Source organism: Vibrio sp. Y2-5, assembly GCF_014596725.1.
In the GTDB taxonomy this organism is placed as follows: domain Bacteria; phylum Pseudomonadota; class Gammaproteobacteria; order Enterobacterales; family Vibrionaceae; genus Vibrio.
In genome coordinates this window covers 424,164-447,022 of sequence record NZ_JACVEG010000003.1, presented here as the reverse complement: position 1 = coordinate 447,022, position 22,859 = coordinate 424,164, and the positions used below count along the sequence as shown (strand labels likewise).

At 43.2% G+C, this 22,859-nt stretch carries 19 protein-coding genes and 1 tRNA gene; 9 read left to right on the top strand and 11 right to left on the bottom strand.

The genetic code is table 11. From position 1 onward, the window contains the following. Window positions 1-45: 45 nt before the first annotated feature. Window positions 46-618: a YecA family protein gene (locus HUO09_RS11470; RefSeq protein WP_188234159.1), complete on the bottom strand. Its 573-nt coding sequence runs from the start codon at window positions 616-618 to the stop codon at window positions 46-48. Between the two features lie 187 nt (window positions 619-805). Here HUO09_RS11470 and HUO09_RS11465 point away from each other — a divergent pair, with 187 nt between their 5' ends. The 3 genes from HUO09_RS11465 to HUO09_RS11455 all read left to right on the top strand — a co-directional run bounded on the left by HUO09_RS11465 (window position 806) and on the right by HUO09_RS11455 (window position 4,177). Beyond that, the gene (locus tag HUO09_RS11465; RefSeq protein ID WP_223159402.1) at window positions 806-3,223 is read left to right on the top strand and encodes a hybrid sensor histidine kinase/response regulator; all 2,418 of its coding nucleotides are present in this window, start codon (window positions 806-808) and stop codon (window positions 3,221-3,223) included. A gap of 258 nt (window positions 3,224-3,481) precedes the next feature. Beyond that, on the top strand, window positions 3,482-3,931 hold the full coding sequence (locus HUO09_RS11460; RefSeq protein ID WP_167411034.1) for an L-alanine exporter AlaE: 450 nt from the start codon (window positions 3,482-3,484) through the stop codon (window positions 3,929-3,931). A 158-nt stretch (window positions 3,932-4,089) separates the two neighbouring features. Continuing rightward, a tRNA-Ser gene (locus HUO09_RS11455) sits at window positions 4,090-4,177 on the top strand. 97 nt (window positions 4,178-4,274) lie between these two features. On the opposite strand, the gene gltS is transcribed toward HUO09_RS11455, so the two are convergent. Next, window positions 4,275-5,501: a sodium/glutamate symporter gene (gene gltS, locus HUO09_RS11450; protein ID WP_167412342.1), complete on the bottom strand. Its 1,227-nt coding sequence runs from the start codon at window positions 5,499-5,501 to the stop codon at window positions 4,275-4,277. Window positions 5,502-5,662: 161 nt separating this feature from the next. On the opposite strand from gltS, the gene HUO09_RS11445 reads away from it, so the two are divergent. Then, on the top strand, window positions 5,663-6,502 hold the full coding sequence (locus HUO09_RS11445) for an SGNH/GDSL hydrolase family protein (RefSeq protein WP_188234066.1): 840 nt from the start codon (window positions 5,663-5,665) through the stop codon (window positions 6,500-6,502). A 192-nt stretch (window positions 6,503-6,694) separates the two neighbouring features. Then, the gene (locus HUO09_RS11440) at window positions 6,695-7,411 is read left to right on the top strand and encodes a carbonic anhydrase (protein WP_188234065.1); all 717 of its coding nucleotides are present in this window, start codon (window positions 6,695-6,697) and stop codon (window positions 7,409-7,411) included. A 62-nt stretch (window positions 7,412-7,473) separates the two neighbouring features. On the opposite strand, the gene HUO09_RS11435 is transcribed toward HUO09_RS11440, so the two are convergent. From HUO09_RS11435 to HUO09_RS11420, 4 genes are all read right to left on the bottom strand, one after another. Next, window positions 7,474-7,743 (bottom strand): DUF1496 domain-containing protein, encoded by a 270-nt coding sequence (locus HUO09_RS11435; RefSeq protein ID WP_188234064.1) that lies wholly within the window; start codon window positions 7,741-7,743, stop codon window positions 7,474-7,476. 11 nt (window positions 7,744-7,754) lie between these two features. Continuing rightward, the gene (locus HUO09_RS11430; protein WP_188234063.1) at window positions 7,755-8,678 is read right to left on the bottom strand and encodes a 1-aminocyclopropane-1-carboxylate deaminase/D-cysteine desulfhydrase; all 924 of its coding nucleotides are present in this window, start codon (window positions 8,676-8,678) and stop codon (window positions 7,755-7,757) included. Between the two features lie 72 nt (window positions 8,679-8,750). Then, window positions 8,751-10,013, bottom strand: coding sequence for a HAMP domain-containing sensor histidine kinase (locus HUO09_RS11425; protein ID WP_188234062.1), 1,263 nt, complete (start codon window positions 10,011-10,013; stop codon window positions 8,751-8,753). Next, window positions 10,013-10,687, bottom strand: coding sequence for a response regulator transcription factor (locus HUO09_RS11420; RefSeq protein WP_167412336.1), 675 nt, complete (start codon window positions 10,685-10,687; stop codon window positions 10,013-10,015). The genes HUO09_RS11425 and HUO09_RS11420 overlap by 1 nt, the downstream gene beginning before the upstream one ends. Window positions 10,688-11,162: 475 nt before the next feature. Here HUO09_RS11420 and HUO09_RS11415 point away from each other — a divergent pair, with 475 nt between their 5' ends. The 3 genes from HUO09_RS11415 (at window position 11,163) to fabV (ending at window position 15,500) form a co-directional block, all read left to right on the top strand. Further along, window positions 11,163-11,792, top strand: coding sequence for a TetR/AcrR family transcriptional regulator (locus tag HUO09_RS11415; protein ID WP_167412335.1), 630 nt, complete (start codon window positions 11,163-11,165; stop codon window positions 11,790-11,792). 45 nt (window positions 11,793-11,837) lie between these two features. After that, window positions 11,838-14,120 (top strand): acyl-CoA dehydrogenase, encoded by a 2,283-nt coding sequence (locus tag HUO09_RS11410; RefSeq protein ID WP_188234061.1) that lies wholly within the window; start codon window positions 11,838-11,840, stop codon window positions 14,118-14,120. 177 nt (window positions 14,121-14,297) lie between these two features. Beyond that, a complete protein-coding gene (gene fabV, locus HUO09_RS11405) occupies window positions 14,298-15,500 on the top strand; it encodes an enoyl-ACP reductase FabV (RefSeq protein WP_167412333.1) in 1,203 nt (400 codons plus the stop codon). A 124-nt stretch (window positions 15,501-15,624) separates the two neighbouring features. Here the strand turns inward: fabV and HUO09_RS11400 are convergent, their stop codons facing one another. After that, window positions 15,625-17,307 (bottom strand): aspartate:alanine antiporter, encoded by a 1,683-nt coding sequence (locus HUO09_RS11400; RefSeq protein ID WP_167412332.1) that lies wholly within the window; start codon window positions 17,305-17,307, stop codon window positions 15,625-15,627. Between the two features lie 173 nt (window positions 17,308-17,480). After that, window positions 17,481-17,747, bottom strand: coding sequence for a GrxA family glutaredoxin (locus tag HUO09_RS11395; RefSeq protein WP_102940607.1), 267 nt, complete (start codon window positions 17,745-17,747; stop codon window positions 17,481-17,483). A 351-nt stretch (window positions 17,748-18,098) separates the two neighbouring features. Between HUO09_RS11395 and HUO09_RS11390 the strand changes: the two genes are divergently transcribed. Next, window positions 18,099-19,343: an iron-containing alcohol dehydrogenase gene (locus tag HUO09_RS11390; protein ID WP_188234060.1), complete on the top strand. Its 1,245-nt coding sequence runs from the start codon at window positions 18,099-18,101 to the stop codon at window positions 19,341-19,343. A 47-nt stretch (window positions 19,344-19,390) separates the two neighbouring features. Here the strand turns inward: HUO09_RS11390 and HUO09_RS11385 are convergent, their stop codons facing one another. The 3 genes from HUO09_RS11385 to HUO09_RS11375 form a co-directional block, all read right to left on the bottom strand. Beyond that, complete coding sequence (locus tag HUO09_RS11385; protein WP_042488260.1) at window positions 19,391-20,245, bottom strand: MurR/RpiR family transcriptional regulator; 855 nt, start codon at window positions 20,243-20,245, stop codon at window positions 19,391-19,393. A 301-nt stretch (window positions 20,246-20,546) separates the two neighbouring features. Next, window positions 20,547-22,193, bottom strand: a complete 1,647-nt coding sequence (panP, locus tag HUO09_RS11380; protein ID WP_188234059.1) for a pyridoxal-dependent aspartate 1-decarboxylase PanP — start codon at window positions 22,191-22,193, stop codon at window positions 20,547-20,549. A gap of 126 nt (window positions 22,194-22,319) precedes the next feature. After that, on the bottom strand, window positions 22,320-22,832 hold the full coding sequence (locus HUO09_RS11375; RefSeq protein ID WP_188234058.1) for a hypothetical protein: 513 nt from the start codon (window positions 22,830-22,832) through the stop codon (window positions 22,320-22,322). Window positions 22,833-22,859 lie beyond the last annotated feature (27 nt).

The following is a 22,859-nucleotide window of genomic DNA, read 5'->3' as shown; positions in this document are numbered from 1 at the left end:
AGCCAGCATAATGCTGGCTTCTTTGTTTCTCATAGAAGATGTGTTCTATTGAGCTTCAGCGAGAGCAACACCGCGCTGAGTTAAGCCGCAGAGCATGACTGGGATCGCAGCGTAGATCTCTTCAAACTGATCTAAGCCTTCCATACCTTGCTCATTTAAAGTGGTCAGTGCCGTCTCAGGATCGTAAAGCATGCTGAGGGAAAGCAGTACGCCACCCAGTAGGGCATTGTCTTGGCTTTCTTCCGGCATTAATACTTCCCAATCATCACGGGCAAGCTGCCAACCCTGCAGTACACCTTCACAGAAATCACGCACTGAATCGGTAACAATTTCTTCTTCATCAAGGTCATAACCTTGAGGCCAAACCCAAGTACCCTCTAAAAATGAAGAACGATACTGGTTCCACATATCAATAATATGTTGGATGTAGGTTTCTAGTTGCTCTCCATCGCTAAAAGGCGCGATTTCTTCGCCACCCCAAAGGAAAGGAAGCCATTCCTGCGGTGGAAGAATGTTTGGCGCGCAGGACATAGCGGCAACAAAGCCACGTGACTTAGCTTCGTTAAGCAACTTATCTTCAAATTCAGGTTGGGTAAGGATATCGTGTAAGGTCAAAATAAGGTTCCATACTTTACTGCGAAAAATTAACGCTATCTTACCTTTAACCGTCTTTTGATGCGAGTTCACAGAAGAAACCGTTTTTAGCAAACAAAATGTGGTTTGAGTTAATATTTGCAGCCTCGAATGGAAAAAATCCCATATAATTTCACTATACTGTCGCTAAAGGATTTTTTTTCAAAGGCTTATGGAAATACGTTCATCATTAAAGCGCAAGAGCATGTTGGCTCTCATCGTGTATTTGTGCTTTTTCCTAGCCACAATTGGCTCGCTAACATACCTAGCTGTAGATTCACCTTTCAGAAAAGAATTGAAGCAGTATTTGGATGTGCGCGCTGAGCTTTTGTCGTCACAAGTTTTAGATCCCCTCAATCGTTCGGTAGGCGTTCTCCAAAGTATTGTTAGTATTGCTCAAGCTTCAGAAAGCCAAGAAGAGGCTTCACGCATGCTACGTTCGATATTTTCTACTGTTGATGATGTGGTTATCAGCGGCGGCATTTGGCCCAAGCCGTTCAGTATCGCCCCCGATGCCAAGTACAAAGGGTTGTTCTTCAACAGAGCGACAGATGGAAAAATCGATCAACTTTATTCTTGGAATAACCCTGAAGCAGGTGGATATGACAGTGAAGTTTGGTACGTGTCAGGAATGGAAGAACCGAGCGGTAGTATATTCTGGTCTCCTGTTTACGTAGACTCTTTCACTCAAATCCAAATGATCACAGTAACTTCACCTTATTATGTGAACGGTGAATTTGCTGGCGTAGCCACTGTAGATCTTTCATTACATAGCTTAAAGGAGTTGATCGCTCTTCACGCCGAGAGATATCAACTAGGGGTTTCATTGAGAGACTCATACGGTTCAAACATCGCTGAGCATAACTTCCGGTTAAGAGATGGCGCGTATGTCAGCAAGTATACTTTTGGTGATTTCAACTGGAAACTTGATGTTGTTAACTCTCATCGCTTGGTCGATGACGACGTTTATGACTTAGTGATGAGTGTCGAAAAAGGGATCCTGCCATTTTTGCTCTTTTGCTTAATGTTGGGGTACTACTTAATTAATCGCTATCTGATTAAACCCATTGTTGTTATTGCACAAAAAGTTGATGATTCAAAAGAGGGTGGAACCATTGATATTGCGTACAATAGCCAAGATGAAATTCGTTATTTAATTGATACTTTCAATCAAAAGACGGTTTATTTGGAAGCCGAGAAAATTAAGGCGCAGGCTTCGACAAAATCGAAAAGTATTTTCCTCGCGACTCTGTCCCATGAGATTCGCACGCCAATGAATGGTGTTCTCGGGATGGCTCAAATACTACTGCGTGGTGACTTAAAGCCTCAACAACGTAGACAATTGAAAACGCTATATGAATCTGGCGAACATATGATGTCGCTCCTTAATGAGATGCTTGATTTCTCCAAATTCGAGCAAGGTCATATGGAGCTCGACAACAGCAAGTTTCCACTTGAATTTATAATTGGCAGTGTCACCAGTGTTTATTCCTCTCTCTGCCAGGAGAAAGGCCTACAGTTTAAAGTTTACTCAGAAGTACCCGCAAACCGTTGGTATTTTTCAGATAAAGCCAGAATTCGTCAGATCCTGTTTAATTTGTTGAACAACGCGGTGAAATTTACCTCACGCGGTTTTGTAGAAGTCTTTTTCAGTGAAGTGAAACTCGATGGTCAACTGTACTTAAGCATAAGAGTCAGTGATACCGGTATTGGTATTGAGAAGGCCGCACAGGAGAAAATATTCCGACCATTTGAACAGGCTGAGTCTTCAACTACTCGAAGGTTTGGTGGTACAGGTCTTGGTTTAGCGATTGTTAAACAGATAGCTGAACTTATGGAAGGTACGGTTTCTGTTAACAGCAAAGTGGATATCGGTACCAATTTTCAAGTGAATTTGAAAATTGATGTTTGCGAACCCGAAGCCTTTGAGAACAATCGTTCACGCCATTTAAGTTATTCAGGTTTGAAAGTATTGATAGTCGAAGATAACCGCACCAATACGATGATTATCGAAACTTTTATGAAAAATAAAGGTTTTGAGTGTGAGTGTGTCGAAAATGGTGAACTCGCCATACAAGCGGTTGCGAATGGACAATTTGACCTCATTCTTATGGATAACCACATGCCCGTCAAAGACGGTGTTGAGGCCATTCAATCAATACGCAAACTAGAAAGCCCTCAATCCAAAGTTCTGATCCTCGGATGTACTGCAGATGTATTCAAAGACACAAGAGAAAGCCTAATGAACGCAGGAGCGGACTCTATTGTTGCCAAACCCATCAATGCCGTTGAACTCGATGATACTCTCTATAAACACATTAACAAACTTTACCAATACCACTCAGAGATACCTAAAGTAACATTCAGTGGCAATGCCGAAGAAATGTTAGTCAAACTCTATATCGCGATCGAAAACAAAGCGTTGAGTGAAGCGTTGGATATTGTTGAGTTGCTGGAAAGTTCTCTAGAACTCCCTAGTGAAAGCCAGTTGGTAACGGCACTTATTGCCGTAAAATCTCATCTGGTTGAGGGCGAGTTACCTCCTAAATCCTCCATCGATTTATTAACGATATTGCTGTCAGATTATTAAGCCCCGAAAGACTACCCAGTTTATGCTTCTAAACATCAGAGCATAGAAGAATCATTTGTTATAACTGTGTGAAATAAGAGAGAGATGCTACTTTACTTTTCATTTATGGTTGTTTATTTACCAACTAATTAAAAATACGAGATCAAAAACTGCATTGGTTGTGTTCTAATGGCGCCATCAACTGCCCGATCTTTTTGTGGTGGTGATATGTGTTATAAGAGCGCTAATTTTGCAGTTTATTATCTTGTGAGGACATAAATGAAAGCTCGTGGCCCTTTTTGTATACGTCATGCTGCTGCGGACACTTTTGCTATGGTTGTATTCTGCTTTGTATCGGGGATGATTATTGAAATCTTTATCTCTCAGATGACATTTGAGCAGTCACTAGCGTCGCGAACTTTGTCTATCCCCGTAAATATCGCCATCGCTTGGCCTTACGGTGTATTTCGAGATTTTATGTTGAAGCAAGGTCGCCGTATTTCAGAAACCAGTGTAATGAAAAATGTGTCTGACTTGGTTGCTTATGTGCTTTTCCAATCTCCTGTATATGCTGCAATCTTATACACAGTTGGTGCTTCAACAGACCAAATCGTGACAGCCGTTGCGAGTAACGCTGTGGTTTCTTGCGGTATGGGGGTGATTTATGGCTACTTCCTCGATATGTGTCGCCGTTGGTTTAAAGTGCCCGGTTATTACCGTGCTATGTGATACGCCGAAGAAATAAAACACAGTTGTAGGGAAAATATTCAATTTAGCCAATTAGTAAGCAAATAACTTAGTTAGAACGCTTTTTTTGGGATTTTTCCTTGACGATCATTAGCTGAATCATTAAATTAGCGCCTCGTTAGCCAATATGGTTAACCTACGGTGAGTTGTCCGAGTGGCTGAAGGAGCACGCCTGGAAAGTGTGTATACGGCAACGTATCGAGAGTTCGAATCTCTCACTCACCGCCACATTCTTGAAAAAAGACGTCCTAGGGCGTCTTTTTTCTTATCTAAAAAAGAAAGGTACGCAATGCGTACCTTTCTTTGATCTAGCCTTTAGAGTTGCTTAACCTAAAAACGATATGTAGCCCTGCAGGATGATTAGGTTAACAATGTCGATGAAGAATGCTCCGACAATAGGAACCACCATGAACGCTTGAGGGGACGGGCCAAAACGGTTAACGATAGATCCCATATTCATCACCGCTGTGGGTGTTGCTCCTAAACCAAAACCACAGTGTCCACCTGAGATGACCGCCGCGTCATAATTGCTGCCCATTATTTTGAAGGTCACATAATAGGTAAATACAGCCAGCATGGCTGACTGAACTGCCAATATTACTAGGAATGGAATAGCAAGGTCGAAAATGTTCCACAGTTTAAGGCTCATCAGTGCCATGGCTAAGAACAGCGCCAAAGATACTGTGCCCAACATATCGATGGTTTCAGCATCCAATTTTCGGATTTTAGTGACTTCTAAGAAATTAGTAATGATCACACCAATAAACAAAGCATAAACGAAATCAGGAATCATCAGCCATGAGATTTCATATGAGCTGACCCACTGTTCGAGATACTTGGCTCCTGTCACACAGATGAGCAGAAAGAACAGTTTTTCGATGACTTTTTTCGCTGTCACTTTGTCTTCTTCATACTCATTGTAGGTAACCAGTTCTGGGAACTTCTCGTGCGTTTTTGAACCTCTGCCATACTCTGATTCGATGTTGTTCTTTTCCACCAGACGTTGTGCAACAGGGCTACCAATAATGCCGCCTATGATCAAGCCAAAGGTAGCGGATGCCATTGCGATTTCGAGAACATTATTCATGCCATAGACATCTTGGAAAGTCTGAGACCATGCCGCACCTGTACCGTGGCCGCCGGACAAGGTGATTGAACCTGCTATCAATCCCATTAGTGGTTCTAAACCCAAAGCGGTTGCCAGTGACACTCCCACAGCGTTTTGAATGATGATATAGACGGAAGCTACAGCTAAGAAAATAAAGACTTTCGCTCCGCCTTTCATCAGCTGTGTATAGTTTGCAGCGAGACCCACCGTGGCAAAGAACATCAACATAAAAGTGTTTTGTAGCGGTAAATCAAATTCCAAATCGACGCCGTAGAAATGCAGTACCGTGATAGCGCAGGCGATGATCAGGCCGCCAACAATTGGCTCTGGAATGTTAAACTTGTTGAGAATTGGCAACTTGGCATTAATGAAGTGCCCTAGGAAAAGTACACTGATTGCAACTAAAAATGACTCAAGTGCACTTACTGATATCAAATGATTCATATTGCCCCTTATTCGTGGTTATATTCATCGTTCTTGAGGTAAGAGTGTTATGCGTCTTGTAGGGTAATAGCAAGCCCTTAAAGGCATTTTCCGAAAAAATTGATAGCTAATGTAAGACTTTCATCGGTTTTATCATCAGATGAGAAGAAAGGAGTTAAAAAATGACCAGAGAAGAGCTGTTAAATGAACTTACGAGTACCGAATGCATAGATTTGGTAAAGCTTTACCAAGATAACCCTTCCCAACATTTTTATACTCTGGTCGAGAAACTTTATACATTACGGGATGAACATGATCTAACTACGCGAATGTCGAGGTTTAAAACAGATGTTGAGAAACTCACTCAATCGTTTGACGATTTCAATATCGCTCCAGAGCAGTTTAAGCAAATAGCTCAGTCGCTCGATCTTAATCAACGTACTCAAAAGGTAATCCGTTTTATGCAAACCAACGATAACCACATAGCTTTTGCTAAACCAGTTGATCTGGTGATGTATGGTGATTCCATAACAGAATGGGGACCTTGGCATGATGGTATTCAAGGCATAACGTTAGCAAACCGTGGTTTAAGTGGTGATACAACAGATGGCATGAAATATCGAATCGAAAGCACCACCGCTTGTCAACCGAAACTCATCTGCATGATGGCTGGAATTAACGATTTGTCTCAAGGCTATAGCGTAGACGAAATTATAGAGAACTATAGCCAAATGCTGAACTACTGGCATCAGAGAGATATCGAGGTATGGGTACAATCGACGCTATTTGTTGGTCAGCGTCTAAACGAGTTAAATCCTCTTGTTGCGCAGTTGAACCAAGAACTCATCAAACTGTGTAACAACACTGGAGCAAAGTACATCGATTTGAATGCGGTAATATGCCCGCAAGGTGTATTGCCATTAACTTGCAGTGCCGATGACCTTCACCTTAACTCGTATGCATATGGAAAGTGGTTGTCACTATTAACGCCAATGCTGGACAGCTATTTCACTCACGATTAGCAAAGGACTGAGAACAAAGTTATCACTGTTTTGGAGTCGAATAGATAGCTATTAGCTGATTGAAAATTTGCATCAGTCTCTAACTTCGGTGACCCAGATTTATCACAATTGAGTAATCAAAGATTTCATCGATTTTTCAGCTATTGCTCTGTGTAATTATCCGGTTTTTCTATTAGTTAACAGGGATAAACGATGAAAAAAACGCTAGTGGCTGCTGCAATGATGCTTGCTTCAATGAGCCAAGTTCAAGCTTCTGATTGGGGATATCACGGGGAGCATGCGCCTGAGCATTGGGGTAAGGTTTCTGCGATATGTGCTCAAGGACAAAACCAAAGTCCCATCGACATCAGTGGCGTAACAAAAGCAGAACTGAAAAACCTTAAGTTTGATTATTCGGGTCAGGCAGTGTCTGTCACTAACAACGGTCACACTCTGCAAGCTTCCGTCTCTGAACAGAATACATTGTGGGTTGATGATAAGGCTTTTGAGTTAAAGCAGTTTCATTTCCATACGCCTTCAGAAAACCATGTTGATGGCCAGTCTTATCCGTTAGAAGCGCATTATGTTCATGCTGATAAAGACGGTCACTTAGCGGTTGTCTCTCTGTTTTTTAAATTGGGTGAGCAGAACGCGGAGCTGGAAAAATTACTGGCTGTAGCGCCGAAAGAAGAAGCAAAAGCGGATTTGTCAAAACCGTTTGACGTGACTTCTCTGTTACCAAAAGAAAAGCAGTACTACCGTTTTAATGGCTCGTTAACCACTCCGCCATGTTCTGAAGGCGTACGTTGGTTGGTATTGAAACAGCCACTTACTATTTCAGCCGATCAGGTTGAGAAGTTTGAACAGTTAATGGGGCATAACAACCGTCCAATTCAAGCAATTAATGCCCGTGTGGTCATGGGGCAGTAACGGCTATGAAGCCTACTTTGATAAGTTTGGTATCGAGTAGGCTTCCTAATTTCACACATTAATCACTCTTTGTGAGACTTCTTGTCATTATTGAGTTGAACCCACTTTAGCTGCCCGTTAGTTTCAAACTTGTTTGCTGATTGGCAAACCATATACAGCTCTCCAACCTGCAATAATGCCCCTTCTGAATACGCTTGGTCCTGATAGTAGCAAACGCGTTTACCTACATTGCCATCGACAACCACAGGAACGGGAGTCGCCGGAGTCGAGATTGTTTTAGCGAGCGAAATTGGGCTAATAAGTACCAATAATAGGGCGAAATATTTAGGCATACATCTGTTCCTTATAGGTCAAATTGGCGTTGGTAACGAGGAAGCATGCTCTCATTTCCTAACAGACCACCCTGATGAATATAGATGAGAGCAGGGCGATTTACAGTTCGCATATCTGAGTGTGTTAATTTCTCTTTTTCCAGCCATGACATTAAACAGCGCCACATGAGAGGGTCATACAGTAAATCAAATTCCACATGGGTTTGTTCGTTAAGCTGTTGCCAGATATCAAAATCTTCACGATAGATATGACCAAAGTAATGCTTACTGCCAAGATGCAGTATCTCTGGATGGCTTGTTTCGCCCAGCTCGTGAAATTGTTCCGTAAGGTATTCTGCGCCACCGACACAAGGGCAAGTAATGACTTGAACACCATGGGGTTGAAGAGCTTTGTGTAAAAATAGCGCCGTAGTTCCCGTTCCCGAAGGCAGAGCAACACGCCATTCTTGTTTAGGTTGCATGCGAGTCCATTCCAGAATCTCAGATGCCAGCTGTTTGACACCAGCTTCGGCCAACTTAGAACGACCACCTTCAGGAACTGACAAGCAGCTTTCATCTGGCTGTCGAATCTGTTCAATATACTCTCTGGGATGCAGACCAAATGGACGGGTTTCTATGATGTGAGCGTTAAGTTCCAGAGCCCCACGGTAGTTGCCAATTGGCCGCTGTTTTAGCCATGCAGGAATATGGTCAACATAGAACTCTAGCTGCCATCCACGAATGCGAGCTAAAGCTGCCATAGAATAGAGGGAATTAGCCTGAGCGGAGCCGTAGCCAATCAGGTTTGTTACTTGAGGCAAATCAGCGTCGAGTAGAGACATGAACTTTCGGGCTTTATTACCGCTAAACTGCGAATGCAATTGGTCATCACGTTTTAGATAAAAATGATGACCATTGAAATGGTGTTCGGTAATAGGGCTGTTTGCGAGTTTCATAACTCTTCCTGTTGCAATGAAATAGCCAATGGAAGCGTATTATAACCTTAACAACTCACCTCATAAGTAAGTTTATTGCCCAAAAGTAATTAGGGCTTCACAGCCAGTTGTAGGGCGATTCTTAATCGAAAAACTCCAGAGATATCGGCGACATAAGTCTTCAACTATCAACAAGCCTAAGCCATGCCCGTCTTGATTTTTTGTTTGATTTAAACCGGGGCCATTGTCTCTTATGGATAAAGAGTTTGCGGAGACTTCCAGTGTGATCTCACCTTGTTGCGTGGCTGCAATGGCATTTCGTAGCAGATTCCCTACCACCATGTTTAAAACGGCAGGAGAAGCCTTTAATTGAGGCATTTGGTGAAATATCAGTTCAATGTCGATCTCTTTGTCTTTTGCCTGAGCACTGTTGTGTTCAATAATTGTTTCAAATTCAATCTTACTTACTTCTCTTGCAACTGCTTCATCTTCGCTGCGTTCATAACGAACCAGTCCGAGTAGAGCGTCAACCATAGTGCTCATTTGTGATGTTGCATCGTTAATACGTACGATCTGGCGTTTTTGGAAATCGTCAGATACATTCCGTTCCAACAGTTTGCATGCACCTTTCACTATGGTTAGTGGTGTTCTTAGTTCATGACTGGCGTAGCGGGCAAAAGCTTGCTCTCGTTTGATTAAGTTATGAATTTCGTGACGATATTGATTAAGCTCATCGGCAAGAATTTTAAATTCAGTCGCCCCTCCGCTGGGAATGTCAAATACATGTGCAGCATTGCCACTGTGCTCTGTCAGCTGTTTTGTGAGGCTATTAATCGGTTCAATCAAACGTTGAGAGAGTCGTAATAGTAGGCCGCCAAAGATGAGTAGAAGTCCTGCAACACTGGTGACAACAATCAGGCCAGAGAATAAGGTTTCATTTTTCCCGAACTCTATCTGGTTGATATCCGACAGCAAGATGACGGGCTTTCTGGAACCATCTTTGTAGTAGTAGCTGAAAAACACCATACGTGAATCTGGGTCGCTACCGACTTCACCTACAAAACTATCTCTGCCTTCAAAATACTTATGATATTCAGCGGGAACTAAGTTGATATCGTTATAGGCAGTGGTGAGAACATCAATGGCGATTTTGCCTTCTTCACCATTCATAAATCGAGCAATGGCTTCGTTTTTATCTATTTCGATACGTCGTTCACCCACTTTGTCTTCTGACCAGTGCAGAGCGGTATAAAAAATAATGTAACTGGCTAAGCCCATAACCAAAGCAACACCAGTAAAAAACAGAGCTAACTGGCCAGTAAGAGTACGGGTATTGGCAAAACTAATGGTGTTCATTATACCTTCTCCAAACGGAAGCCAATTTTCGGTACGGTGACCAGCATAGAAGACTCAAAAGGTTTATCTAACTGGTTACGCAGTTGGTAAATGTGGCTTCGCAGTACATCGTTGTTTGGTTCGTTATCCTGCCAAAGCATATCTGTAATTTCTTCACGAGTGACCACATCGGGAGCGCGTTGGCAAAGCAGTTCTAAAATGGAATAGGTGGTTGGATTTAATGAAAGTTTGATGCCGTCGCGATACGCCTGATGCGTTTTTTGATCGATGCGAAGACTAGCGAATTCGAGAGACGTTTCAGTCACGGTTCTTCTATAGCGTTTAATTAATGCGTGCAGTCGAGCTTCAAGAATTTCGAGATCAAAAGGTTTGGTGAGGTAGTCATCTGCGCCGTATTTAAAGCCGCTTAACATATCTTCGCGACTATCCAGAGCAGTAAGCATGAGCACTGGCGTGGTATTACCGGCTTCTCTCAGTTTCTCACAGACGGTTAACCCATCCATACGCGGCAGCATCAAATCTAAAATGATGGCGTCGAACGCGGTTTCTAAAGCCAGTTTGAGGCCTAGCTCGCCATTATCGGCATAGTCGAGCTCCATCCCTTCACTTTCAAAGAAATCAAACAAGATCCCCGCCACTTCTCGATTGTCTTCGACCAGTAATATTTTTCTCATTTCAACGCTCGTTCAATTGCACCGCTACCGCCTAAAAGCGTAAGCCTAGACTTATCTGGTTCTATCTTGCCTCTATTCATCGTCGAAGAAAAGCCGAAATCCCTTGTGAATGAACGAGTGAGTGTTTGAAACGCATAAAAAAAGCCCAGAACATAAAGCGATCTGGGCGGATACAAAATGGAGTTAAATATGAAAAAGCAGTGGTGTTCGTGTTGTCAGAAGAAAAACAGTTTGACGGCCTGTGAAACTCTTAATGCGCTAACAACGTACATTAATTAGGACTGTGCGTTTTTGGTTTAGTTCCTTGGGAAATGAAAAAATATGAAGTTTTTTGTTTTTGTTTGTTGATTACAAGGTGATGGAAGGAAATGGCAAAGCAAGATCGGAAAGTGTGATGTTAATCTGTTGTTAATTTTGTGTATCAGAAGTATATTTCAAACAGGTGTTTGATTTAAGTGTTTCCTGTGAGTGATGAATGGCGTCGAGAAGTAGTACCAAAGAAAAAATACTGGATGTAGCTGAAGGGCTTTTCGCTGAACAAGGTTTTAATGATACCTCGTTAAGAACGATTACTGGTAAAGCGGGAGTCAATTTAGCTTCAGTGAATTATCACTTCGGTGATAAGAAAACTTTGGTTCGCGCAGTGCTGAACCGCTACTTAGAGGCATTTATGCCTGAAGTACACAAAGCTCTGATTGCATTGAATCAACGTGAGTCTTACTCAATGGAGGATGTGTTTGAATCACTGCGTGGGCCTTTGAAGAACCTCAACCAGGTCAGTACTCACGGTACGAGCCGCTTTATGTTGTTGATCGGACGAGGCTATACCGATGTGCAGGGGCATCTGCGCTGGTTTATCACCACTCGTTATCAAGATGTATTGAAATTGTTTACTGACTCGGTAATGAAAGCAAACCCTGAATTAACACGCGAAACTCTGTTTTGGCGTCTGCACTTTACCTTAGGCACATGTGTTTTCACTATGGCTTCAAGTAAGGCGCTGGCAGATATCGCAGAAAATGATTTTGGAAGTAAGGTCGATGCAAAAGTCGTTGTTGACCAGATCATTCCATATCTTGCTGCTGGCGTTGCAGCGAAAATATAAGCAAAAAAATAATAATAAAGTCCCGTGAACAAAAGGATCTGAACAATGAGCTCTCTACGACAAAAATGGATAAGTGACCCTGCCTTTAAGTTGTTTAAGAAGGTATTGCCACCGCTGTCTAGTACTGAAAAAGAAGCAATGGAAGCGGGCAGTGTTTGGTGGGATGGTGAACTGTTTTCTGGTCAACCAGATTTTCAAAAGCTTCACCATTACCCAAAACCGTCGTTTACTGCTGAAGAACAGTCATTTATGGATAACGAGCTGGAAACCCTGCTTGCTATGCTTGATGACTACAAAATCGTAAAAGAAGACCGTGATTTGCCAGAAGATGTCTGGACATTCATGCGTAAAGAGCGTTTCTTCTCTTTGAATATTTCTTCAGAGTATGGCGGCCGTGAGTTTTCTGCTTTGGCGAACTCAACCATCGTTGCTCGCATTGCGACACGCTCAATCAGCGCAGCTGTGACTGTCATGGTGCCTAACTCTTTAGGTCCAGGTGAGTTACTTTCTCACTATGGTACTCAAGAGCAAAAAGACTACTGGCTACCACGACTTGCAGACGGTACGGACATTCCATGTTTCGCACTCACAGGGCCAGAAGCTGGTTCTGATGCGGGCGGTATTCCTGACCAAGGCGTAGTGTGTTACGGCAAACACGAAGGTAAAGAGGTACTGGGTATTCGTTTAAGCTGGAACAAACGCTATATCACACTTGCACCAGTGGCAACGGTAGTGGGCTTAGCATTCAAACTGAGCGACCCTGAAAAGTTACTGGGTGACAAAGAAGATATCGGCATTACCTGTGCGTTGATTCCTGCGAGTCACGAAGGGGTCGAGATTGGTGAACGCCATGACCCACTCGGACTTGCGTTTATGAATGGACCAACACGCGGCACCGATGTGTTTATTCCAATGGAGTGGCTGATTGGCGGCTCAGATTACGCAGGTAAAGGCTGGCGTATGCTGGTGGAATGTTTGTCTGCTGGTCGCGGCATTTCTCTGCCAGCATTGGGTACTGCAATTGGTCATTTAACCGCTCGTACTACCGGGGCTTATGCTTATGTTCGTAAACAGTTCGGCATGCCTATTGGTAAGTTTGAAGGTGTAGCTGAATCTCTAGGTCGAATTGGTGGTTTAACTTATCTGCTAGAAGCAACCAGAACACTGACCACCACATCTCTAGATCTCAAAGAGAAACCGGGTATTGTGACTGCGATTGCTAAATACCATATGACAGAAATTGCTCGTACAATTTTGAATGACTCGATGGATATTCATTCTGGACGCGCAATTCAGGATGGCCCGATGAACTATCTGGCGAGCCACTATCTCGGAGTTCCGGTTGCGATTACCGTAGAAGGTGCAAACATTCTTACCCGCAATCTGATGATTTTTGGTCAAGGTGCGACGCGCTGTCACCCATATGTGTTAAAAGAGATGGAAGCGGCGGCGAACCCTGATGAAAAAGAAGGGGCAAAACAATTTGATAAGTTGCTATTCAAGCACATTGGTCACGCAACGAAAAACTCGATTGGTGCGCTTACTGCGGCGTTAACGGGCTCTGCATTTGTTAAAGCGCATATGAGTGGTCCAACGAAGACTTACTATAAACAGCTCACTCGTCTAAGCCGTGTATTGGCAGTGAGTGCTGACATGGCAATGTTAACGCTTGGCGGAGAACTGAAACGCAAAGAGATGATCTCAGCGCGTTTAGGTGATGGTTTGAGTTACTTGTATATGGCGTCTGCGGTATTGAAGAAATACGAAGATGATGGTCGTCAACAATCTGATCTCAATTACGTACACTACGCAATGCAACATTGTTTGTACCATGCTGCGAAGTCTTTGAACGAAGTGTACCGAAACTATCCGTCTAAAGCGGTAGGTAAGTTGCTGAAAGGTTTGTTATTCCCACTGGGTAATCATTATGAAGCACCAAGCAATGACTTAAGCTTAGCCGTTGCAGAAAGCTTAATGATTCCGGGGGCTCATCGTGACCGTTTAACTCACCTTTGTTACATAGGTAAGGAAGAAGATGACAGCGTCGGCTTGATGGAAAAAGCATTCTTGTCGCTTTACGGTATTCAAGGCCTTGAGAAGAAACTCTATCGAGGAGTGAAAGAGGGTAAAGTGACCCGTAAAGGTTTACTGGCAGACCGTTTAATCCAAGCCAAAGAAGCGGGTGTGCTCACTGCTGACGAAATTGATGCCATCTTAGCGGCAGAAAAACTACGCTATAAAGCGATTCAAGTGGATCACTTCAGCCATGATTTTTCAAAAGTTTTGACCAATCAGACAGTGAAACCTAAGCTAAACAACGTAGCTTAAGGATAAGAGTGTCCACTTACATAAAGGCTTCCATTGTGAAGCCTTTTTCATGTCGCTTGGCAAATGTCGGTGGAAAGTGATCCAACCACTTGCTAAATCGGACTATTTTTACAGAAATAGGGTGCGAATTGTGGTTGAACCTTTTATCCTAGCGAAGATTTTTGAAGGAAGTTGAATATGATCATCAAACCTAAAATTCGCGGATTTATCTGTACAACAACGCACCCAGTGGGTTGTGAAGCTAATGTAAAAGAACAAATTGCTTACACTAAAGCACAAGGTCCAATCAAGAATGCGCCTAAGCGCGTGCTTGTTGTCGGCTCTTCTAGTGGTTACGGCCTGTCTTCTCGTATTGCTGCTGCGTTTGGCGGCGGTGCTGCAACTATCGGTGTTTTCTTCGAAAAACCGGGTTCAGAGAAGAAGACTGGTACTGCAGGTTTCTACAATGCAGCAGCATTTGACAAACTTGCTCACGAAGAAGGTCTATATGCGAAAAGCCTGAACGGCGATGCATTCTCAAACGAAGCGAAACAAAAAGCTGTAGAGCTTATTAAGCAAGACCTAGGTCAAATTGACCTGGTTGTTTATTCTCTTGCGTCTCCAGTTCGTAAAATGCCTGAAACAGGCGAAGTGGTTCGCTCTTCACTAAAACCAATTGGTGAGACTTACACTTCAACAGCGGTTGATACTAATAAAGATGTCATCATCGAAGCAAGCGTTGAGCCTGCAACTGAAGAAGAAATCCAAGATACTATCACTGTAATGGGTGGTCAGGACTGGGAACTTTGGATGCAAGCGCTTGAAGAAGGTGGTGTTCTGGCTGAAGGCTGTAAAACCGTTGCTTATAGCTACATCGGTACTGAACTAACTTGGCCAATCTATTGGGATGGTGCGTTAGGTCGTGCGAAGATGGACTTAGATCGTGCAGCAACAGCTCTGAATGAGAAGCTATCAGCAACAGGCGGTACTGCAAATGTTGCAGTTCTTAAGTCTGTTGTAACTCAAGCAAGTTCAGCAATTCCGGTAATGCCTCTGTACATTGCAATGGTATTTAAGAAAATGCGTGAAGAAGGCATCCATGAAGGTTGTATGGAGCAAATCTACCGCATGTTCAGCCAGCGTCTATATAAAGAAGACGGCACTGTGCCAGAAACAGACGAGAAAAACCGTCTGCGTCTGGATGACTGGGAACTTCGCGAAGATATCCAAAAACACTGTAGCGACCTATGGCCTCAAATTACCACTGAGAACCTAAAAGAACTGACAGATTACGAAATGTACAAAGAAGAGTTCTTAAAACTGTTCGGTTTCGGTGTTGAAGGTGTGGATTACGATGCAGACGTTAACCCAGAAGTGGAATTTGACGTTATCGATATCTAATCCCTCGGATTCGAAATAAACAAAAGGCGCTTATTATAAGCGCCTTTTTTCTTTTCATCGATTTTTGGCTTCTATAGTTCTGGACATCGCTTCAAACCGCTGCCTAAACAGCGGCATTTGAAAGCTAGAACAAGAGAATAACGATGGTACCTGTCAGCGTCATCAGAACGTTGGCAATCGCATAGGTACCTGCATAACCCAGAGCCGGAATGGTCGACTTAGCATAGTCGTTCACAATGTCCATTGCTGGGGCACAAGTACGGGCACCGATGATGGCACCGAACAGAAGTGCTCGGTTCATCTTAAGCAAGTAAGCACCAACTAGGTAAGCAAACACTACAGGTACGAAGCTTACCAAGAACGCAAGACCAAGTACTTGCACACCCACTTCAGATAAATGCTGGAACATGTTACCACCTGCGCTTAAACCAATGCCCGCCATAAAGAACATCAAGCCCAAGTCTTTCACCATGTTCAATGCTCCTTGCGGAACATAACCGAAGGTAGGGTGGTTTGCTCGTAAGAAGCCTAGAGTAATCCCTGAAAGTAAAAGACCAACAGCATTCCCTAAACCAAATGAGACCTGACCGAAAGTCATGGTGACTAAGCCGAACATTATGCCTAAGATGAAGAAACTACAGAAGGCTAGCAAATCTGCCATTTGGCTGTGAATCGAAATGAAACCGATTTTTTCTGCTAAACCTAGAACTTTGCTTTTCTCGCCACTCACCTGCAGGATGTCGCCTTTAGCAAGCACTATATCTAAGTCCATCGGCATTTCTACCTGCGCGCGGACAACTCTGTTAAGGAAACAACCGTATTCAGATAGGCTCAAATCGGATAAACGTTTCTGTGCATATTTGTCGTTCTTAACCACGATTTCTTCTTCAGAAATACGTAAATCCAGCAAGTTACGATCAAAAACCTCTTTACCTTCACGGAAACTGGAATCAAGACGAGCGTGACTATCAGGATAGCCAACCAGAGCAATTTCATCGCCTTCTTGCAAAATAGCTTCACCGTCTGGATGCGCGAGTATGCCATTACGACGTATACGCTCTATATAACAGCCAGTTTGACCATAAATGCCCAGTTCGCGAAGGTTACGACCATCGATCCACTTGATGAGCTCAGGTCCTACGCGGTAAGCACGAATAATAGGTAGATACACTTTGCGTTGGCTGTTACCACCAATGCCGCGTTCTTGAGCGATCTGTTGTGCTGAGTCAGAAAGATTTTGTTTTTGCAGTCTAGGCAGCAGTTTGGCAAACAGAATCATACTGGTTAAACCAATCACGTATGCCATCGCATAGCCGACAGACATATTTTCCAAAATGGTCGACAACTCCATATTACGAGGTACGGTGGCCAACCCAGAATTCAATGCATCTTGAGCACCCACTAACACGGGGGTCGAGGTGAGCGCACCGGCCATCATACCAGCGGCAAGTCCAAAATCGAGATTGAGATAGTAACCACCGAAATAGGTGATCCATGTTGCGGTCGCGAGTACTACGATACTGAGAATGAGATAATCTTTACCGTCACGGAAGAAGATACTGAAAAAGTTCGGTCCAGCTTCAATGCCGACACAGTAGATAAAGAGCATAAAGCCTACGGTTAACATTTCAGGATTAATATAAAATCCCAAATGTCCCATCAACAATGAAGTGATGAGTACGCCGATAGAGTTGCCTAACTGTAAGCTGCCAAAACGAATTTTGCCGATAGCTAAGCCAAGTGCTAATACGACAAAAATTAGCAATATTGGGTTTTGTTCAAGTAAAAGGACGACGTCGATGTTCACAAATTATCTCAATTATTACATGTGCAACAGTAGAACTATAAAGTGTGACGATTCTAACGTAATAACAGAAAAAAATAAGTAAATTCTTGAGCAAACCTGTCGTTCATCAATAAAAAAGCCCGCATAATTTTGCGGGCCTTTTAGCAATCGTTTTTATGCAGTAATTTGCATTCTTACTCGTCGAAAAGACCTAAGTGTTCTTTCGCGTAAGCTTCAAACTCGGTACAGCCACCAATATGTACTTGGTCAAGGAAGATCTGAGGAACCGTTTCTACAGGTTTACCAACAGTCTTTTCTAAATCAGCTTTTGAGATACCTTCCGCATGAATATCAACATAACGGTAATTAAAATCGTCACGTTTTGCTTTTAGCGTTTCAGCGTGCTCTTTAGCACGAACACAATAAGGGCAAGCTGGGCGACCAAAAATAACTGCGAACATATCTTTCTCCTATAATTCATTTGAGACTACTATGCCCGATCCCACATAGAAAATAAAGCTGCATTTATCACTTGTTTTAATAGTTAAAACCTATTGAAAGAAGGGCGTTTTGGACGTGTTACTGATGAAGTAATAAGTTGTCTAAAATGCCGACTTTTTGCGGTTAATTATTATTCTGTTAAAGCAGGGCTGAAAAGGAGACGTCATCACTGAAATTAGGCATACGTGATTTGGAGCATATTCTCAGGTAAAAAAAGTGGTTATTGCTTACGAATTGCCCTGCATCAAAAAAAAGCGTTGTGGATAGGGGCAAGCTAGTTGCAACTTATTGTAGCGGAATGGAGTTCCTCTATGTTTCAGTTTATGACATCTAGCCGAATTATCTTTGGGGAAGGGGCTCTCGAAAACTCCCTCTCATTGATTAAACAGTTTGGTTACAGCGTTCTCTTAGTTTCTGGTAAGCAGAGCGAACGCGCTCGTCCAATTATTGACTACCTCAATCAACAGAAGCTCCGCTATCAGCATGTGTCTATTTCCGGTGAGCCTAATATCACCATGGTGGAAGAAACAGCCATAATTGGTCGTCGTTTTTCTCCGAATCTTGTTGTTGCAATAGGCGGTGGTAGCGTTCTTGATATGGGTAAAGCGTTAGCGGCGATCATTCCCAATCAGGGTAACGTTTATGACTATGTTGAAGTGCTGGGTCGATGTGTTCCTCTCAAAACCAAACCCTTACCTATGATCGCGATTCCAACCACCGCCAGTACCGGTTCGGAGGTCACGCGGAAAGCGGTTCTAAAATCTGGTCAGGATAAGGTGAAAGTGAGCCTGCGTAGCCCTGATATGATCCCTGATGTTGCGATTGTTGACCCTACGTTAACTTATGGCACAGAGCCGCTTATATCTGGGCGAGGTGCAATGGAAACCTTTACGCATCTTATGGAGTCGTATGTTTGCGGAGAGCCGAATCCACTGACGGATATGGTGTGTGAAGAAGGGATGCGAAAACTCGCTCGGGCAGTACTGCCAGCATGTTTGCAAGATGATAAAACCGCTCGTGCTGATCTGTCTTTTGCGGCCATGCTAGGAGGTATGGCGTCTACTAACGCTAAACTGGGTGCTGCTCACGGGTTAGCATCGGCACTTTGTGGCAAACTGGAAGCTCCGCACAGTGTCATTACTGCGCGTCTCTCGCCATATGTCATGCTTGAAAACGTTAATGCCGCGCGATTAGCTGGCCGAAATGACATTCTTCATCGATACAAACACTTAGCGGAACTTCTTACAGGGAACAATCAGGCAGAAATTGAAGACGGAGTCGCCTGGGTTGAAGATATGCTCAATAGGCTGGGATTGCCGTTACTAAGTAGCTTTGGTGTATGCAATACCTCATTTGATAAAGTGGCTCAAGATGCATTGCAATCCAATTCGATAAAGGGAAACCCGATCCCACTGACCAAAGAGCGCTTAGTGTACATATTGAATCAAGTTTGCGAGTGCAGCGGCGCTTGCCAAGAACCAGCTGAGGTTCAGATGAGCGGTAAGGTAGAACTTCTCTATAATTCTATGCGAGAAGAAGGTTCCAAAACGGAATAGTTAACGCAATGAAAGGGAAAGAAAAACGGAGCCGAAGCTCCGTTTTTTTAGAATTGTGAAGACTTGTCATAGCGAGAGTCTTTCAATACTTCTTTAACTCTCTTCAAGTTTTCGCGGAAACCAGAGCCTCTACGCAGAGTAAAGCCTGTAGCCAAAACATCGATGATCGTCATCTGAACAACTCGGCTCGCCATCGGCATATACACATCAGTATCTTCTGGAATATCCAGACAAATAGATAATGACGCCGCTTTATCAAGTGGTGAATCTTTTGCTGTAATCGCGATAACAGTCGCGCCGTTTTCACGAGCGAGATTTGCGATTTCAACCTGGCTCTTCGTTCTGCCAGTATGCGAGATGAGAACGATAACGTCATTATCAGTGCAGTTAATGCAGCTCATTCGTTGCATGACAATATCTTCAAAACAGCTGATCGGAATATTAAAACGGATAAATTTGTTTTGGGCATCGCGGGCTACCGCTGAAGATGCGCCTAATCCGAAAAACGAAATGCGCTTCGCCTGTGTTAGCAGGTCAACAGCACGATTGATTTGCATTGGCTCTAAGCTGTTTTTAGCCACATCTAAGCACGCCATCGTTGATTCGAAAATCTTATGGGTATAAGCATCCGGGCCATCGTCTTCTTCAACATTACGATTGACGTAAGGTGTTCCGTTGGCGAGGCTTTGCGCTAAATGTAGTTTGAAATCAGGAAAACCTTTTGTGTCTAGTCGACGACAAAAACGGTTTACAGTCGGTTCACTCACATCAGCCATTTTCGCTAATGTTGCAATGCTAGAGTGAATGGCGGTCTGCGGTGAAGCCATAATGACTTCAGCGACTTTGCGCTCTGACTTGCTAAAATTTTCCAGATTTTTTTGAATTTTTTCTAATGTATTCATAGTGTTCACGCAGGCATAGAGAACAACTTGTTGGTTTCATGGTTAAACCATTTAAAAATAAGGAAATAATAAATTTCCTAATACCAACGCCATGAGGTCAGTATAAACCTAAGCTGTATGAATCCCGAAACGAAAAATCTACGGGATGATGAGAATATGACAAGCCTCAAACTAAAAATTGAAAAAAACTACAGTTTTTAGCTTTGATTTATCGATATTAGAGAATATTAGCGAGTGAATGATGAAAAAGTTACAGTAAATCGAAAGTAATTTTCAAATTCACTGTAACTTTTAAAGCTTTTTACGCGCTTAGGATACTTTGCGTCATCTGTTCAATTTGACGCATTAGGTTAGGCGCCTGTTGAGCAATTTTACGTTGTTCATCGAGCACCGAATGTAAAATATCGTGTGTCGTTAGCGGGTTTGCTAACACTACACGGAAAACGATCGTATTAAGTTGATCCCAACACTTTGGATTCAACTGAGTACGAGATACGAATGACTTACCCGTTTCACGCTGGGTTTTTTGTACAAATTTGGTCAACTCATTGAGCAATTCGTTAAGAGCAAGCTTCTGCTTAGCATCTGCTTTTTCTAATGCCTGTTTAATATGTGCGGGCAAATAGCGATAGGTTAGCAGGCATAGCTCGGGTTCTGATACCAACTCAAAATCTGGTTGCGCTTTAATTAAGTCAGCAAAATAGCGTGCTTTAGCAATACTTTGGTCTATCAACAGCTCATAACCCGCTCGGCTGATGATGTGCATGCTTGCATAAACCAGCATTGCCATACCAGAGCGAGAACCTTCTAGCGTATGACTGCCGAGATCCTTTGAGCCTTTACGCAAGATATATTGAGCGTGGTGTTCAATCGACTTCATTGCGTCAGGGTCTTTAAACAACACCATACCTGCACCCATCGGGATATAGAGCTGTTTATGGGCGTCAATGGTTACTGAATCCGCCAGTTCGATACCATCGAGCAGGTGACGGTGATTATTCGACATTAATGTGGCACCACCCCAAGCAGCATCGATGTGGAAATGACAGCCTTCATCTTGGCAGATTTTCGCAATTTCTCTTAACGGGTCGATATTGCCAGTTTCGGTGGTTCCAGCAACACCAATAACTGCAAACGGCTTGATTTTTTGCTGTTTAAGTTGGGCAATTTTATCTTGCAGGTCTTTGGGGCAGATGCGGTTGTTATCTGCAGTTTTCACTGACACTAAACCTTCTTGCCCAATTCCAAGAACATCGGCCGCCTTCTTGAGAGAGTAGTGGCCACGTTCGGAGACGAGCACAGCCAAGCCTTCATAACCATAATGTTTCATGGCTTTGAAGAGGCCTTCTTTCTCTACGCCTTTAAAGCTGCCTTGCGCTTTTAATGCTTTGTTGCGCGCGACCCAAAGTGCGGTGATGTTGGCAATGGTGCCGCCTGAGCAGAAAGCACCTAAAGAGTGTTCTGCACTGTGCATCCAAGAGGAATAAAAACTGTCATCACGGTTGTAAATCAAGCGATGTAACATGCCTAAAACCTGACGTTCTAGCGGCGTGAAAGCTTTTGATGTTTCTATTTTTACCAAGTTTTGGTTTAAGGCAATCATGATTTTTGACAACGGCATTAAGAAGTAGGGCAAAGCCGATGTCATATGACCAATAAAACTTGGGGAAGCGGTATGAACAGAATGGGACACTAGGGTGTCTAGCAGATGCTGCGTATGGTCAGACACAAATTCAGGTTGCTCAGGAATGTGAGCATCGGAAAAATCTTTTTCGATATCTTTGAGAGATTTCTCTTCGGCAACGATATGCTCGCGCAAAAACTTGTTTAGATTGCGTGAGAGTTCTTCTTCTATTCTGGTCAGCGTTGAGTCTGGCCCTTCTGGTACGGTGAAGATTCGAAGCAGAGATTCGAAATTCGCATCAGCGGTTCTTTGTTCTGATACCATGTCGCGTCTATATATAGTTGTAGTTTTAGGGTTGCAAGCGGGACAATCTAAACGAAAACGGGACTAATGTCCCGTCTTAATTCGGAAAGCCTAAATTACGAAAATTGTGAGCTAAAAATTGCAGTTTTACTTACATTCAATTTTTTCGAGTTTCGCAATCGCATTGTTGTAGCGATTAAGCGCAGTATCGATTTGTTTCGGGTGGCTTAAAAGTTCTGCAAATGCTGAACGTAACTCATAATTTTTTTCGTGTGGTTTTGCTTGGCGATCATCAAAGGTCGTTTTTGCAATTTTACCTAAGTCATCACTGCGTGATGCGAGCACCTTAATGTCCTTTTGTTCGAGTTTGAGCCACGCTTCAACAGGTTGGCTAGTTGCAACTTTGGATGCATCGTGATCTAAATAGTAGTGAACCGCTGCTCGATTCAGTTCGAAGTGATGTTTACGGCCTTCTAAAAACCATTGGCTAACATCTGCCAGTTCTGGGTAATTATCCGTAGTCAGTTTTGCAAGATCCTCATACCACCCCAATGAAGCATCAATGTATGCGTCATATTTACCAGCGAAACACTGGTTATCTGCGGCAGTCGCACTTAGTGAAGTGACGGAAAGAAGTAGCGTGGATAGAAGGCGTTTCATAACGGTTCCTTTGTTAACTATTGTTAT

What these genes read in the sequence shown, in the direction of transcription:
- HUO09_RS11445 (WP_188234066.1), top strand. Translation starts at nt 5,663, where the DNA reads ATGACCAGAGAAGAGCTGTTAAATGAACTTACGAGTACCGAATGCATA.
- HUO09_RS11395 (WP_102940607.1), bottom strand. Translation starts at nt 17,747, where the DNA reads ATGTTCGCAGTTATTTTTGGTCGCCCAGCTTGCCCTTATTGTGTTCGT.
- HUO09_RS11425 (WP_188234062.1), bottom strand. Translation starts at nt 10,013, where the DNA reads ATGAACACCATTAGTTTTGCCAATACCCGTACTCTTACTGGCCAGTTA.
- HUO09_RS11460 (WP_167411034.1), top strand. Translation starts at nt 3,482, where the DNA reads ATGAAAGCTCGTGGCCCTTTTTGTATACGTCATGCTGCTGCGGACACT.
- fabV (WP_167412333.1), top strand. Translation starts at nt 14,298, where the DNA reads ATGATCATCAAACCTAAAATTCGCGGATTTATCTGTACAACAACGCAC.
- HUO09_RS11410 (WP_188234061.1), top strand. Translation starts at nt 11,838, where the DNA reads ATGAGCTCTCTACGACAAAAATGGATAAGTGACCCTGCCTTTAAGTTG.
- HUO09_RS11440 (WP_188234065.1), top strand. Translation starts at nt 6,695, where the DNA reads ATGAAAAAAACGCTAGTGGCTGCTGCAATGATGCTTGCTTCAATGAGC.
- HUO09_RS11415 (WP_167412335.1), top strand. Translation starts at nt 11,163, where the DNA reads ATGGCGTCGAGAAGTAGTACCAAAGAAAAAATACTGGATGTAGCTGAA.
- HUO09_RS11385 (WP_042488260.1), bottom strand. Translation starts at nt 20,245, where the DNA reads ATGAATACATTAGAAAAAATTCAAAAAAATCTGGAAAATTTTAGCAAG.
- HUO09_RS11435 (WP_188234064.1), bottom strand. Translation starts at nt 7,743, where the DNA reads ATGCCTAAATATTTCGCCCTATTATTGGTACTTATTAGCCCAATTTCG.
- HUO09_RS11465 (WP_223159402.1), top strand. Translation starts at nt 806, where the DNA reads ATGGAAATACGTTCATCATTAAAGCGCAAGAGCATGTTGGCTCTCATC.
- gltS (WP_167412342.1), bottom strand. Translation starts at nt 5,501, where the DNA reads ATGAATCATTTGATATCAGTAAGTGCACTTGAGTCATTTTTAGTTGCA.
- HUO09_RS11420 (WP_167412336.1), bottom strand. Translation starts at nt 10,687, where the DNA reads ATGAGAAAAATATTACTGGTCGAAGACAATCGAGAAGTGGCGGGGATC.
- HUO09_RS11375 (WP_188234058.1), bottom strand. Translation starts at nt 22,832, where the DNA reads ATGAAACGCCTTCTATCCACGCTACTTCTTTCCGTCACTTCACTAAGT.
- panP (WP_188234059.1), bottom strand. Translation starts at nt 22,193, where the DNA reads ATGGTATCAGAACAAAGAACCGCTGATGCGAATTTCGAATCTCTGCTT.
- HUO09_RS11390 (WP_188234060.1), top strand. Translation starts at nt 18,099, where the DNA reads ATGTTTCAGTTTATGACATCTAGCCGAATTATCTTTGGGGAAGGGGCT.
- HUO09_RS11430 (WP_188234063.1), bottom strand. Translation starts at nt 8,678, where the DNA reads ATGAAACTCGCAAACAGCCCTATTACCGAACACCATTTCAATGGTCAT.